This window comes from Sphingomonas silueang, assembly GCF_040049155.1.
Lineage (GTDB): Bacteria > Pseudomonadota > Alphaproteobacteria > Sphingomonadales > Sphingomonadaceae > Sphingomonas > Sphingomonas silueang.
Genome location: NZ_JBDZDK010000034.1, coordinates 1 through 13018 on the forward strand (window position 1 = coordinate 1; position 13018 = coordinate 13018).

Consider the following 13018-nt stretch of genomic DNA (forward strand, 5'->3'; position numbering starts at 1 on the left):
CGACGGTGAAGTCGTCGCCGACCATCCCCGGTTCTTCGGCCGCGACCGGACCATCTACGACCCGTGGCATTATCTACCGGTGTTGGCGACCAAGCCGGGTGCCCTGCGCAACGGCGCACCGTTCCAGGGCTGGCAGCTGCCGCCTGCGCTGGCACGACTGCGGCGCAAGCTTGGCACCGGCGACGATGCCGACCGGCGGTTCGTGCGGGTGCTGGCAGCCGTGCTCGATGACGGGCTGGGGGCTGTGGAAGCGGCCGTGTGCGAGGCGCTGCTGGCCGGCACCGCCAGCGACGACGTCATCGTCAACATTCTGGCCCGCAGGCGAGAACCGCCACGACCGCTGACCATTGTCACGCCCGAAGATCTGGCGCTGCGCCACCCACCGCGTGCCGACTGCGGTCGCTACGACAGCCTGCGGGGACTCCATGCAGCGGCATGAGATGATGGCGGCCATGGCCGAGCTGGGGTTGAAGGGCATGGCCGGTGCCTTCGACGAGGCGGTGACCACTGGGCTGCAGCGCAAGCGCACGACCATGGAGGTCCTGACAGACCTGCTGCGCGCCGAGGCGACGCACCGCCATGCAGCGTCGGTTCGTTACCGGATGTCAGCCGCCAGGTTGCCCGCGGTGAAGGACCTCGACGCCTTCGTCTTCGACGACACCCCCATCAACGAGGGACTGGTGCGCTCGCTATACAGCGGCTCGTTTCTTCCGGGCCGGCGCAACGTCGTGCTGGTCGGTGGGACGGGCACCGGCAAGACGCACCTCGCCACCGCCATCACCGCCAATGTGGTAAGGGCCGGCGCCCGGGGGCGCTACTTCAACACGGTTGATCTGGTGAACCGGCTTGAGGAGGAAACGCGCCTTGGCAAGGCCGGCACGCTGGCAGCCCAGCTCTCCCGGCTCGACCTGGTGGTGCTCGACGAGCTTGGCTACCTGCCGTTCGCCCGTTCGGGCGGCCAGCTGCTCTTCCACCTCGTCAGCAAGCTCTACGAGCAGACCTCGGTCATCGTCACCACGAACCTCGCCTTTGGCGAGTGGCCGACCGTCTTTGGCGACCCCAAGATGACCACCGCGCTGCTCGACCGCATTACCCACCATTGCGACATCGTCGAAACGGGCAACGACAGCTGGCGCTTCAAGCACCGCAGCTGACGCCCAGGACCACCGGCAGAGAACGCTTCGCGCTGGTTGCGCCTCCGGTCGGGCTACGCCCGCCCTACGCCGCAACCAGCGCGAACGGTGCGCCCGTCATACCCGTCACGCTGCTCGACGAAGGGGGTCCCTTTTGCACGCCGATAGGGGGTCCTTTTTGGACGCCGATTGACAGCCTCGATCCCAACCCGCGCATAATCCCCGCCGACCGACGTCAGCAGCACGGCAATGTCATCCGGTTCGGTCGGCACTTTGCGCTCGCACACCACCTTGCCGGCATCGTCCACAACGCACACTGACGTCTCCTTCACCGAGACGTCCAGACCTACGAAATGTGCCATCGCTCTCACTCCTTCCCTCGATGCGCGAGGTCAGGCTCGACCCCGATCCAGGCATCGTATGTGAAGGGGCTGCAATCTCACCATCCAACGGGCGAAATGCAGCCGCCGCGATACACCATCTTTGGTCGAGGCTGTGTCGAAACGCTCCCGAGGTGGATGCCGTGGGCAGGCATTCCGGTGATCGGTGCGGGCGGACACCCGGGAAATCCGCGACCGGTCAGGTCCGGATTGCTGCGATGAGGGGTTGGATGCCCATGATTTGGATCATCCGCTTCATGTTGTAGGCGAGTACGCAGAGACTCATCTCGGTTCTGACGTTCTTGAGCGTTTTGGTCAGGAAATGAGTACTTCCCATCCAGGACTTGAGTGTGCCGAACACATGTTCGGCGGTCCGGCGCCGGATGCCCATGGCATTGGGCAACATATCTAGCCGCCGCTGCATGGCATCGATCACGGCTTCATGCGTCCATCGTTTTACGCGCTTCACTTTCTCGGTCGTGCAGCGTGGGCGCAAGGCGCAACCGTGGCATGCGGCGAGGTTGCGATAATGGTCGATGTCGCCATGATGGTCGGATCGCGAGCGCGCCTTGGTCAGATGGGCGCCGGCCGGACAGGTATAATGGTCGTGGTCGGCATCGTACGCGAAGTCGGCCTTGGTGAATAAGCCGCGCTGGGCTTTGCCGGATGTGTCGGTTCTGGGCACGCAGGGTAAAATGCCCGTGCCTTCGCATTCCAGCACGGTGATTTCCGGTTCGGCGATGGCCGCTTGGGCTAGCCGGCTCATCGGCGCGAGTTGCGCTCGGTCGTTGCCCTCGTTCACCACCTCATGCGCGACGATGAGGTGGTGTTCAGCATCCACCGCTGCCTGCAGATTATAGCCGACAATTCCAGTGCCGCGACCGCTGCTGTTCATGGACCTAGCATCCGGATCGGTCAGCGATACCTGATGATCGGGCGCAGCTTCGACTTGCGCGGCCATCTCCTTCAGGAACCGCATCTGGCCGCGCAGGCCGGCGATCTTTTCGCGGAGTTGCTCCACTCGTCCCTGCGGCACGTCGCTGGCTTCCCGATCGGCACGGTCGAGCGCCGCGAGATACCGGTCGATGCTCGCCTCGACCTGCTCGATCCGCTTGGCCGCCTTGTGCGCCGTGTAGTTTCGATCGCGGTTGTTCACCGCCTTGAACTCGCTGCCGTCGATGGCGACGGTTGCCTGCCCGAACAGGCTCAATTGGCGGCACAGCAGGACGAACTGGCCGCAGACTGCGCGGATCGCCGGACCATTATCCCGGCGAAAGTTGGCGATCGTCTTGAAGTCCGGCGCCAGTCGGCCGGTCAGCCACATCAGCTCGACATTGCGCTGCGCCTCACGCTCCAGCCGCCGGCTCGACTGGATCCGGTTCAGATAGCCGTACAGGTAGATCTTGAGCATCGTCGCAGGATGATATGCCGGGCGCCCGGTATGTGCCGGCGTCGCCCCGGCAAAGCCCTTTGCGACCAGATCCAGCTCGTCGATAAACGCCTCGACGACCCGAACCGGATTATCTTCGGCTACATAATCATCGAGCGATGCCGGCAGCAGAAAATCCTGCCGACGGTCTTCTGCTTCCACGAAACGGCCCATCATCAAGCCTCCCGGAACCCGGAAAACTCTACCATCAAACGGCGTTTTTACACAGCCTCGGTCGGTAGCAGTCACGAGGCGCCAGCTGTTTTCGGCAGGGCAAAAAGGTGCATCCTGCGCTTGTTCTTAAAGGAGGGATAAGGCAACATCTTTGGGATAGCTGTCGTTCAAGGTTGCGAAAGGCAGAGTGCCCGCCGCAGGCGAGCATGCCGGCGGCAGGCAAGTCAGGCCGTATGGTCGGGTCAGGCAGCGGCAATCCGGACGGCGGTCTCCCGATAGCTGTGCAGCGGCCGATCGAGCATGTTCACCAGGCGCTCGCGGTCACCGTCTTGCGGGATCATGCCGTCGTTGACGTAGCGCTCCGCCATCAGCCGCATCTCATAGGCCGTCCATTTCGGCAGGAACGTCGCCATGTTGGCCTCGAACCCGCGGGGATCGTCACCGCCATAGACCACCGGGCGCCCCAGCAGGTCCGACCAGATCGCCGCCACGTCGGTGCCGGTCAGCGTGTCGGGGCCGACCAGATTGATGGTCTCGATCGGTAGCTTGCTCGGCGTGGTTTCACGACGGACCAGCTCGATTGCCGCGATCTCGGCGATGTCGCGGGAATCGACCATGGCGAGACCCTTGCCCCCGATTGGCATAGGATAGACGCCGTGCTGAAGGATAACGTCCTTCACCATCACCTCGTTGTCGATGAAGTAGGTCGGACGCAGGATGGTGGCGCCGAAGCCCATCACCTCCAGCATCCGTTCGGCGCCGCGTTTGACCGCGAAATGGGGGACGTTGACCGCCTCGTCAGCGCCGAAGACGGACAAATAGACGACCCGCTCGACGCCCGCCTCGCGTGCGACGTTAAGGGTAATGATCGCCTGGGTGAATTCGTCGCCCGTCACCGCGTTGAGCAGGAATAACGTGCGAATGCCCGAGAAGGCGGCGCGCAGTGCGTCGATGTCGAGCAGGTCGCCCTGCACCACTTCGACGCTCGGCGGGAAGCCGGCCTTGGCGGGCTCGCGGGTCAGGACGCGCACGCCGGCGTCGCGCTTCATCAGCTGATCGACGACATGGCGCCCGACGCGGCCGGTAGCTCCGATTACGAGAATGGTCATGATGTTCGCTCCTTCATTTGTCTTGCTGACTGGGCCAAGATGCGTGATCCATCGCGGCGCAAATAGACGCGTAATCTGGACTCAGCGTCTCACTGGTGGAACGACATGGACCTGCTTGCGCTTGCCGACTTCACGCTCGTTGCCCGCCACGGGGGTTTTGGGAAGGCCGCGCGCGCCGCTCGCCGTCCCAAGGCCACGCTGTCCCGGCGGGTGGGGGATTTGGAAGCGGCGCTTGATCTGCGGCTGTTCGAGCGCGGACGGCGTGATCTCAAGCTGACCGAGGAAGGACGCGCGCTGTTTGAGCGCGCCGGCGCACTGCTGACCGAGTTGGAGGAGACCGCCGCTGCTATCGCATCCGGTAGCGAGCGGGTACGCGGGCGCCTGCGGATCAGCGCGCCTTTGCTGTTTGCGCAGACGGCGATGGGGCGGCTGGCGGCCGAGTTCGCACGGGCCTACCCAGACGTCCGGCTAGAGGTGACGACGGAAGATCGACCGGTCGACATGATCGAGGAAGGCTATGACCTGGTGATCCGCGTCGACCCCGCGCAGGAAGAGTCGCTCGTCGGTCGGCCGTTCCTGCACGATCGATTGGTGGTGGTAGCCGCCCCCGACCTGCCGAGCATGCCGGGAAAGCGCGTGCCGGCTTTGGTGCGCGGGAGCGACGCGGCCCGAAGCTGGACCGCGGTTATGCCGAGCGGGCCCAGGGAGATCGAAATCGAGCCGGCGTTGCGCCTGTCGTCGCTGGTCATGATCCGCGACGCCGTGAGGGCGGGCGCGGGCGTGGCGCGCCTGCCGCTGTCGTTGGTGCTCGGAGACATTCACACCGGGCGACTGGTGAACTGGGGCGACGTGGCGGGATCGGAAATCGCTTTATGGGCGCTGTACCCGTCGCGCCGGCTGCTCAACGCCAGGGTGTCCGCCTTCCTCGATCACCTGCGCCGCGCCTTTCCCCGCGCCGCGCCGGAAGAGCTTGCCGCCTATCTCGACGCCTGAGCGCGCCGGGCTGCGTTCTGGCCAGCATCGTAGCGGCCGCCCGCGTCGTCTATCTCGCGACCATGAGCGAGCGCCCAACCGCACAGCGCTTCGAACGGCTGCCGCAGCGAATGGCCAAGCGGCGTGATCGCATACTCGACTCCGATCGGAGCCGTAGGGAGGACGGTCCGCGTGACAAACCCATTCCGCTCGAGGCGCTTCAGCGCGTCGGCCAAGGCCTTGTGGGTAATACCGTTCAGCCGTCGCTTGATCTCGTTGAACCGCGCAGGCTTGGGGCAGATCGCGATGAGGATCAGGACCGTCCACTTGTCCGCGATCTTGTCGAGTACCGGTCGGACTTGCGCCATCTCCGACAACGCCCTCTGCGCCACACAGGCAAGTTCGGTATCCTCGGCTATATCTACGCTAGTCATAGTGCGTTCTTGATAGCAGATATTCATCATATATCTAGTGGCCCGTCTTTTTTATGACGGAAAGCGCGAATGTATCGAATGGCGGACAAGGCGGCTCTGGTGGTGGGCGGTGCAAAGGGTATCGGGCTGGCGGTTGCAAAGCGGCTTGCGGTGGAAGGCGCCGCCGTCATGCTTACCGGTCGCGCAGCCAATGAGATCGATCTGGCGGTCGAGGAGATCGGCCACGGGGCGACCGGCCTTGTCGCAGACGCCGCATCGCCGCAGGATCTGGAGCGCGTGATGGCCACGATCCGGGACGGGCATGGCCATATCGACGCCTTGGTCCTCAACGCCGGCATCAGCGAACCCGCATCGCTGGCCGACATCACGACCGATCATTTCGACCGGCATTTTGACGTGAATGTGCGGGGGACCGTATATGGTCTCAAGGCTGCGCTCGATACCCTGCGCGATGGGAGCAGTGTCGTGCTGATGGGGTCGGTGGCCGGATCAATCAGCGTCCCCGGCTACAGCACTTACGCCGCAACCAAGGCCGCGCTGCGATCCTACGCCCGTACCTGCGCGACGGAGCTCGCGCCGCGAGGCATTCGCGTGAACGTGGTCGCGCCCGGTCCGACCGACACGGAGATGATGGCGCGCGTCCCCGACGAGGTGCGCGCGACGCTGATCGCACCGATCCCTCTCGGCCGCATGGCAAGACCGGAAGAGGTAGCGGCCGCGACCGTGTTTTTGCTCAGCGATGAGGCGAGTTTCACCACCGGAGCGGAGCTATTTGTGGATGGAGGAATGGGACAGGTCTGACAAAAGCTGCTCGGTGAGCAGCGGGCGATATGAGTGGAACAAGTGAATGGCAGTTCGTGGCGGACGCTGCCGTTCAAACGCCGATCGGTGAACGATGCATTTTGGTCGATAGCCGTCGCGAGTGATCTTCATTCGTAGCGGATCGTTTTCGCGCAGCCTGGGGCAGGCTATGCAGAAATTCGCAGCGCCCCAACTACCCAACTACAGAGCCGGCCCGAAGGGTCGGAAGATCAGACGACCCCGATCATTTTCGAATGCCGGAGGCGTCCACGGCATGGAGGACGTTGGATGCCAGGATCGATAGAGCGGCTTCCGCTTTCGATGACTTCAACCCTCGCGTCAGGAACCTGCCGCCGCCCGACATTCGTTTGATCGTGCCAAAAGGATGCTCAACGGTACATCGCCTGATCTCCATCAGACCTGAATTGGATTAGATGCGGTTTTCCATCCGGTCCGACGTGATGGGGTGGTCGTTTAGCGGATGGCTACGGCTTACTAAAACCGGTCGTTTCAGGCGGTCGCAGCAGTGCCGTTTCTCCATCTTTGACGGGCCGTTTCGCCAAAATACATTCGGGGACAAGATGTTGAGAAGTTACCTCAGGGACAGGAGCGAAAAGGCTGATCCCGCCTTGGCTTCCAGCCCATCCTTCCTAATCGGAAGTTGTTTGATTATATAAACGGGCAACATCCTCGGCGGACCAGAAGCCGGCATCACCAATGACTCGATGTGTAGGTCGAGCGAATGAACCGCGTCTTCGATGCCGGGCTCGAATATCTAGACCGTCAACCCCTTGGCGAATGCCTGCCAAGCGGGAGTGACGTTGAGAGCGAGCCGTAGAGCCTGAGTTGCGATGAAAAAGCCGCCACCCCAAGTCGTCGCTAGATGTAGCTTGCCGCGCGTCTTGATGTCGTGGACCGCCAAAGCCGTCAGCAAGATGTCCGTCAGGATCATTCCTCCCAATGCCGGGCTCAGTGCTACATGGGTGAAGCGCGTAATTCGTGCGAGCGGCGTCGTCAGGATCGCTGTCGTTCCGAGCAGCATCAGCCGTTTGTGCCATGCCGGCCGCTTGCGCGCTGCGAAGCCTGCGCAAGTCAGCACTGTGAACGTTAGAATAGCACCCAGCGGAAAAACCAAAGGTGGCCCTTGCGGCGGCATATGATGGGCCGCTGCGACTTGCTTCGTTATTATCGCGGTCGCGACGCCCAGCGGGATCATCGCGATGGCCAGCACCGCGGCGACCGGCCCGACGAAGCGATGGATGTCAGTGCATTTCGCTGAGACCAGCAATGTCTGTGCGACATAGATCAATATCCAGGCGGTAAAGACAACGCCGTGGATGTGGAGCAGCGCCGACAGCGGCTTCGCCCCGAAGACCGGAGCCAGATAATAGCTCGGGGCGAACCCTACGAAGGTCGCTGCGGCGATCACGAATGCCATGGCCCCGAAGAATCGATGTTCCGGGTCGTGGGCCGCGCGTGCATCATTCGCTAGCGTCGCCATGCCTAACTCCTTGATCTAAAGAACCTTCTTCCGATTGAGAAAAAACAAAGTCTTAGGTATGTCTGTAAACATCGGCTAATCCGTTGCATCCCACTCCATTAGTTTCTCGAGAGACCTACTGCGACACAAATGTACGTATTGCGAGCGCTGATCTCAGTCGCAAGAGCGCGTCGGAGGGTGGTCGTTTCAGCCGGCTTTCGCTGATCAGCCGAATATGGCAGCAAGTCTTGTACTATCATGGGGGGTGGTGTGGAACTGAGTCGCCGATCTTTTATGGCGTTGGCGAGCGCGTCGATGGTGCCCGCCTTCCCAACTTTCGCAGCCGGTACGTTTCCGGTCCCGGTAGTGGATCGCCTCCAGCTGACCGTCCTCGCGGACAGCACGACGAGCGTTTTCGGCGCTTCTATCACGCGGCCCGACATTCATGTCGTGCCACCGCCGATCACAGCCGATTACCATACCGCGTTTGCCGGCCAATGGGGCTATTCGCTTCTGGTCAGATCGTCCGCCGCCGACATAGCGCGCACCATTCTAATCGACTTTGGGTACACGTCGGCCGCCCTGCTCAACAACATGGCCCTCCTCGGCGTAGCGCCGGAGATGATCGACGCGATGGTTCTGAGCCACGGCCATTACGACCATTTCGGCGGTCTCGATGGCCTGCTCGCGACCGGGAAGATACGGCGCGGTACACCTTTGTTCGTTGGTGGAGAGGAAGCGTTCTGCGCCCGCATTCGCGGCACCGATCCTGATGGCTCATCCTTCGGCGCACTTGATCGGCCTATGATCCGGAAAGCCGGCATCGATCTTCTCGTGTCCGGTGATCCCGGAATCGTAGCGGACCAGGGCTTCACGACGGGCTTCATACCCTTCGTGTCGTCCGAACGTCCGCGCGTACCGACCGGAATGCTGCCCGGCCAGAACTGCGCCCGCAACCTGCTCGACCCCCCGAAACGCGATAAGAGCTTCGTCGTCGACGATGCGCAACATGAGCTGGGCACCGTCTTCAACGTAGCTGGACGCGGCCTTGTCGTTATCGGCTCGTGCAGTCATCGCGGCATCATCAACACCATCCGGCGGGCACAAGCAGTGTCGGGGATCGACAAGGTTCACGCGATCGTCGGCGGATTCCACCTTGTGCCGCCGCAGACGCGCGATCAGGCGCTGGAGACGCTGGCCCTGATGCAGGCGATCGATCCTGATTATATCATTCCCGGTCATTGCACCGGCGAGACGTTCATCGCCGCGGCTCTTGCCGCCATGCCGCAGAAAGTGATCCGTTCGATCGTCGGCGCCAGCTATACATTTGGTGCAAGCTGATGCCGTTTGATGGTCGATAGACACCGGGCTGGGATATGAATCCACCGTCTTCGCAATCCGAACCGGCCTAATAGCTGCGTTCCCGATCAACCATCGGACTCGCTGGTCGAGCGAGAAGCTGATGGTGGGTTCGACAGTTTGCATATTGCGACCTCCGGCATGGGAGGTGGATACTTTTCCCGCCTGAATCTCCTCAAGACGCGGATTAGGCCTAGTGTGCTCACTCAGCCTTCTGTCGAACGCAATATCGGCCGCTAGACTGCCGCTGCAATGCGCCAAATGGATCGCGCTGAGCCAGCGGAAAGGTCCTGAGAACAGCCGACTCAATTTGAGCTGGATCGTTCAAGCACGGAGCTGCAGACCCTAATGTCGCAGCCGTAGCTTTCAGTTCTCCGCCGTGTCTTCCATCAGGCAGTACGAAGGAACGCGAACGCCACCGACCTGTCCCGGTTGCCGAGTAAGACCAAAGTATTACATCGACATCAAAATGCTATTGGGTTGCCATAATCAACGTTAAGCAAATTTGCTTAGTAAGGAAGCGCTGTCTGGCGCGTTTCCTGCCAATGGTGAACGAGATCTGAGTTGCGGGAGCATCATTAAATGAGCGATGAACAAAGCCATGCGGTGGAGAATTTTCCAATCGTCAAGGCTCTGCGCGCCTTAGACCACATGCAAATCGCTTATCTTTTGCTAAAAGACGCGGGAGCACAAAGTGCAGCCGACGCTGTCGCGCGAGCTATTTCTGTTCTCGACCCTAGTAAGTATCCTAACGTCGAGGTATAACGCGCATAAAGCAAGTTGGAGAATATTGCGTCAGATAGCGCCAGTGCAGCTCAAGAGTAAAGTCGATATATAATGCGCCGCCGATTGAGAGGATGTTGAGAAACCCTGTCAGATTGCCCTGCTATTTTGACAATTTGGCGTCTCTCCGGGGACAATAATCGCAATGTAGCTGCCTATGGCAGCTACTATCGCAACACCGCCTGATAAAGAAGGCCGGCGCAAGGCCGGCCAAAGTTTAGGAGAGGATGCCTGAAAGGCATACGTTTGATGCGCCGCAGCAATTAATGTTGCAATTGCGAAGATTGCAACCTTATCGTCAGTAGATTGACGATTACGTCTCAAAATGGTGGTCCCGGGTTGCCAACAAGCTGAACCGTCCGCTTCAGAGACCGAGGCATGCCCGAAATCCTAGCACGCTTTAAACTGACGTCCTCACTCGTCACGGCCCTTTGCTCCCTCAGGAGGGAGACGGTTGAACAACGTCATGTATGAGCGCGTTTCGAGAACAGTTCGCCTATCATGCCTCATCGCGCGCGAACCCCAGCCTGCAACGACCTTGTGACTGTCAGCGCTCGGGCAGAGTGTGGGTTGGCCGGATAGTGGAGGATGGGTAAGAAGTCGCGCCTCGGCTTCTGCCAAAGCGTCATCAGCAGCATCGGCGGCCTCGCCTCGGTTCAACTGCGAATTCCCCGGCCCGCAGCGAGATGCTCCTCAGAGGAGCAAACCAATCCTGGATCGCCGGATCACAGCATGCAGGTCAGGCGGGTAAAACTATTTGCCGCGCAATTTCGCGATTGCGTCCTTCTCGATTGACGTGAGTTCATCGATAGTCAGGTCGAGGGCGTTACGCTGCTGCTTCAGATCAACCAGCCTTTCCCGGATGCGGGCGACCAGCCGTTCCATCTGCTCCTTGTGATCGGGATCGGCGTCATAGAGATCAAGAAACTCCTTGATCTCCTTGATCGAGAAACCCAGCCGCTTGCCACGCAGGATGAGCTGGATACGTCCGATCTCGCGCTTTGAATAGGCCCGCGTATTTCCGACCCGCTGGGGAAAGATGAGTCCCTCGTTCTCATAAAATCGAAGCGTTCGAAGTGTGAGGCCGAGTTCCTTGGCGACATCCTGGATGCCCTGCACCCTGTTGTCCGCCTCGACCCGGTTTCGACGCTCGCGGACAGCCATCGACTCATCCGCAGACGCCACAGAAATTTGACCATTGTCCTGACCAAGGCGGAGTGCTCTCTCCATAGCGGGTACTCCCATCCTCCAAGCCACGCCGACATCTAAACTTGCCAGGCAGCTTGGCAGGGGATCGATGCGCACGCGAGCTATTTGTTTTCTTCTTCGATCAGCTCTTTCTTGGAGAGCTTTCCGATCAGCGTCTTGGGCAGGCTATCCCGGAATTCAAACGCTTTGGGCATCTCAATCTTGCTGAGGCGATCTTGGAGGAACGCCTTGAGCTCGTCGGCTGTCAGGCTCGCGTCCTCGTTGAGGGCGATGAAGAGCTTGGGCGACTGACCACGATATGCGTCGGGTATCCCGATGGCGACAGCTTCCTTAACCGCGGGATGCTGATAGGCTGCGTCCTCAATGATCCTTGGGTAGACATTATAGCCACCGCAAAAGATGATATCCTTGATGCGATCGACCAGAAACAGATAGCCGTCCTCGTCGAGATATCCAATGTCGCCGGTGCGTAGCGCGCCGTCGACGAATACTGCAGCTGTCTCGTCCGGACGCTGCCAATAACCCTTCATCACCTGCGGACCACGCGCACAGACCTCGCCCCGCTCGCCTTGGTTAAGCATGCGCGAGGGGTTTTCTGGATCGCGGATCTCGATGACGGTGCCGGGGAAGGGCTGGCCGCAGCTATTGTCCTTGACCAGCCCGAACAGTGGGTTGCAGGCGATGATCGGAGCGGTTTCGGAGAGGCCGTAGCCTTCGACCACCCTGGCGCGCGTGCGCGCCTCAAATTGCTCGCGCACCTCGAGCGGCAACGGCGCGCCACCGGAAATGCACGCGCGCACGTTGGAAAGATCGGGTACTTCCTCATCGGGAAGACCGTTCAGGGCCACGTAGATCGTCGGTACGCCGAAGAACTGTGTCGGGGGTTTGCGCTTCATGGTGTTGAGCACCTGCTTCATTTCGAAGCGGGGGAGGAGGATCATCTCGGCGCCGATTTCCACCGAGAAGTTGAGGACGGTGGTCAGCGCGAACACGTGAAACATGGGCAGGACGCCCAGGGTCCTTTCCTGCTGAGGGCGAAGGCCGCCGACATGCACGACCATCTGCGCGCTGTTGGCGGTCAGATTAGCGTGAGTGAGCATCGCACCCTTGGGAACACCGGTCGTGCCGCCGGTATATTGCAGAACGGCCACGTCGTCCGGATCGGTCGCGACGGGGTCGGGTGATGCCGGATTGGCGAGCAATGCATTGAGGCGGACATGCAGGCGCTCGTCGAGGATTGTCGCATGCTCCTTGCGCTTGAAGAGCATGAAGCCAAGCCCCTGCAGGCTGGGCAACATGTCGCGCATTCCGCAAAGCACGATCTTGTCGATATCCGCGCGGGGCGCGACCGCCTGCACCTTGTCGTGGATCATGCGGATGTCGGGCACCGCGATCATGCGGGTGCCTGAATCCTTGATCTGATGCTCGAGCTCGCGCTCGGTGTAGAGCGGGTTGAAATTGACGATGATCGCCCCGACGCGCAGCGCGGCGAAGTAAAGGATCACGAAATAGGGACAATTGGGCAGGCACAGGCCGAAGCGGTCGCCCTTTTTGAGGCCCTGATCCTGCAGTCCCCGTGCGGCACGCTGGACGAGCTTCGCCACGTCGGCATAGCTCCAGCAACGCCCCATAAAGTCGATAGCCGGGCGCTCGGGATACAGCTTGACCGCGTTGTCGAGCAGGTCGGTCAGGAGCCGCCGGGGGATCGGCGGCTTCTCCGGAAGGGGCAATTCGCTGAAGGCGGGCTCCACCATG

At 61.2% G+C, this 13018-nt stretch carries 13 protein-coding genes and 1 pseudogene; 6 read left to right on the forward strand and 8 right to left on the reverse strand.

Annotation, left to right across the window (positions count from 1 at the left end; translation table 11 throughout):
* Together ABLE43_RS20105 and istB are read left to right on the forward strand one after the other, a co-directional pair.
* Positions 1 to 439: pseudogene (locus ABLE43_RS20105) on the forward strand (IS21 family transposase); the annotation flags it as partial.
* Positions 426 to 1154 (forward strand): IS21-like element helper ATPase IstB, encoded by a 729-nt coding sequence (istB, locus tag ABLE43_RS20110; RefSeq protein WP_348979929.1) that lies wholly within the window; start codon positions 426 to 428, stop codon positions 1152 to 1154. The pseudogene ABLE43_RS20105 and the gene istB, both read left to right, overlap by 14 nt.
* Before the next feature lie 53 nt (positions 1155 to 1207).
* Here istB and ABLE43_RS20115 read toward each other — a convergent pair whose 3' ends face one another.
* The 3 genes from ABLE43_RS20115 to ABLE43_RS20125 form a co-directional block, all read right to left on the reverse strand.
* A complete protein-coding gene (locus tag ABLE43_RS20115) occupies positions 1208 to 1495 on the reverse strand; it encodes a hypothetical protein (protein ID WP_348979930.1) in 288 nt (95 codons plus the stop codon).
* Between the two features lie 217 nt (positions 1496 to 1712).
* Positions 1713 to 3116 (reverse strand): IS1182 family transposase, encoded by a 1404-nt coding sequence (locus tag ABLE43_RS20120; protein ID WP_348979960.1) that lies wholly within the window; start codon positions 3114 to 3116, stop codon positions 1713 to 1715.
* Positions 3117 to 3358: 242 nt separating this feature from the next.
* Entirely contained in the window at positions 3359 to 4225 is an 867-nt protein-coding gene (locus ABLE43_RS20125; RefSeq protein WP_348979931.1) for an SDR family oxidoreductase, read from the reverse strand.
* A gap of 105 nt (positions 4226 to 4330) precedes the next feature.
* Between ABLE43_RS20125 and ABLE43_RS20130 the strand changes: the two genes are divergently transcribed.
* Positions 4331 to 5218, forward strand: coding sequence for a LysR family transcriptional regulator (locus tag ABLE43_RS20130; protein ID WP_348979932.1), 888 nt, complete (start codon positions 4331 to 4333; stop codon positions 5216 to 5218).
* Here the strand turns inward: ABLE43_RS20130 and ABLE43_RS20135 are convergent.
* The gene (locus ABLE43_RS20135; protein ID WP_348979933.1) at positions 5203 to 5565 is read right to left on the reverse strand and encodes a winged helix-turn-helix transcriptional regulator; all 363 of its coding nucleotides are present in this window, start codon (positions 5563 to 5565) and stop codon (positions 5203 to 5205) included. The genes ABLE43_RS20130 and ABLE43_RS20135 overlap by 16 nt on opposite strands.
* 135 nt (positions 5566 to 5700) lie before the next feature.
* On the opposite strand from ABLE43_RS20135, the gene ABLE43_RS20140 reads away from it, so the two are divergent.
* The gene (locus ABLE43_RS20140; protein ID WP_348979934.1) at positions 5701 to 6432 is read left to right on the forward strand and encodes an SDR family NAD(P)-dependent oxidoreductase; all 732 of its coding nucleotides are present in this window, start codon (positions 5701 to 5703) and stop codon (positions 6430 to 6432) included.
* A gap of 244 nt (positions 6433 to 6676) precedes the next feature.
* Here ABLE43_RS20140 and ABLE43_RS23210 read toward each other — a convergent pair whose 3' ends face one another.
* Together ABLE43_RS23210 and ABLE43_RS20145 are read right to left on the reverse strand one after the other, a co-directional pair.
* Positions 6677 to 6847 (reverse strand): transposase, encoded by a 171-nt coding sequence (locus ABLE43_RS23210; RefSeq protein ID WP_425475295.1) that lies wholly within the window; start codon positions 6845 to 6847, stop codon positions 6677 to 6679.
* 360 nt (positions 6848 to 7207) lie between these two features.
* Positions 7208 to 7933: a hypothetical protein gene (locus ABLE43_RS20145; RefSeq protein WP_348979935.1), complete on the reverse strand. Its 726-nt coding sequence runs from the start codon at positions 7931 to 7933 to the stop codon at positions 7208 to 7210.
* 249 nt (positions 7934 to 8182) lie between these two features.
* Here ABLE43_RS20145 and ABLE43_RS20150 point away from each other — a divergent pair, with 249 nt between their 5' ends.
* Positions 8183 to 9253, forward strand: a complete 1071-nt coding sequence (locus ABLE43_RS20150) for an MBL fold metallo-hydrolase (RefSeq protein WP_348979936.1) — start codon at positions 8183 to 8185, stop codon at positions 9251 to 9253.
* Positions 9254 to 9853: 600 nt separating this feature from the next.
* Positions 9854 to 10036 carry a hypothetical protein gene (locus ABLE43_RS20155; RefSeq protein ID WP_348979937.1) on the forward strand — a complete coding sequence of 61 codons (183 nt, stop codon included), beginning with the start codon at positions 9854 to 9856 and terminating at the stop codon, positions 10034 to 10036.
* A gap of 771 nt (positions 10037 to 10807) precedes the next feature.
* Here ABLE43_RS20155 and ABLE43_RS20160 read toward each other — a convergent pair.
* Positions 10808 to 11218 (reverse strand): MerR family transcriptional regulator, encoded by a 411-nt coding sequence (locus tag ABLE43_RS20160; RefSeq protein ID WP_425475296.1) that lies wholly within the window; start codon positions 11216 to 11218, stop codon positions 10808 to 10810.
* Between the two features lie 146 nt (positions 11219 to 11364).
* On the reverse strand, positions 11365 to 13017 hold the full coding sequence (locus ABLE43_RS20165) for a long-chain-fatty-acid--CoA ligase (protein ID WP_348979938.1): 1653 nt from the start codon (positions 13015 to 13017) through the stop codon (positions 11365 to 11367).
* Position 13018: the final 1 nt, after the last annotated feature.

Bases quoted from the DNA above. Each gene is read 5' to 3' on its own strand.
- istB (WP_348979929.1), top strand. From the start codon at position 426: ATGCAGCGGCATGAGATGATGGCGGCCATGGCCGAGCTGGGGTTGAAG.
- ABLE43_RS20115 (WP_348979930.1), bottom strand. From the start codon at position 1,495: ATGGCACATTTCGTAGGTCTGGACGTCTCGGTGAAGGAGACGTCAGTG.
- ABLE43_RS20120 (WP_348979960.1), bottom strand. From the start codon at position 3,116: ATGGGCCGTTTCGTGGAAGCAGAAGACCGTCGGCAGGATTTTCTGCTG.
- ABLE43_RS20125 (WP_348979931.1), bottom strand. From the start codon at position 4,225: ATGACCATTCTCGTAATCGGAGCTACCGGCCGCGTCGGGCGCCATGTC.
- ABLE43_RS20130 (WP_348979932.1), top strand. From the start codon at position 4,331: ATGGACCTGCTTGCGCTTGCCGACTTCACGCTCGTTGCCCGCCACGGG.
- ABLE43_RS20135 (WP_348979933.1), bottom strand. From the start codon at position 5,565: ATGGCGCAAGTCCGACCGGTACTCGACAAGATCGCGGACAAGTGGACG.
- ABLE43_RS20140 (WP_348979934.1), top strand. From the start codon at position 5,701: ATGTATCGAATGGCGGACAAGGCGGCTCTGGTGGTGGGCGGTGCAAAG.
- ABLE43_RS23210 (WP_425475295.1), bottom strand. From the start codon at position 6,847: ATGGAGATCAGGCGATGTACCGTTGAGCATCCTTTTGGCACGATCAAA.
- ABLE43_RS20145 (WP_348979935.1), bottom strand. From the start codon at position 7,933: ATGGCGACGCTAGCGAATGATGCACGCGCGGCCCACGACCCGGAACAT.
- ABLE43_RS20155 (WP_348979937.1), top strand. From the start codon at position 9,854: ATGAGCGATGAACAAAGCCATGCGGTGGAGAATTTTCCAATCGTCAAG.
- ABLE43_RS20160 (WP_425475296.1), bottom strand. From the start codon at position 11,218: ATGGCTGTCCGCGAGCGTCGAAACCGGGTCGAGGCGGACAACAGGGTG.
- ABLE43_RS20165 (WP_348979938.1), bottom strand. From the start codon at position 13,017: ATGGTGGAGCCCGCCTTCAGCGAATTGCCCCTTCCGGAGAAGCCGCCG.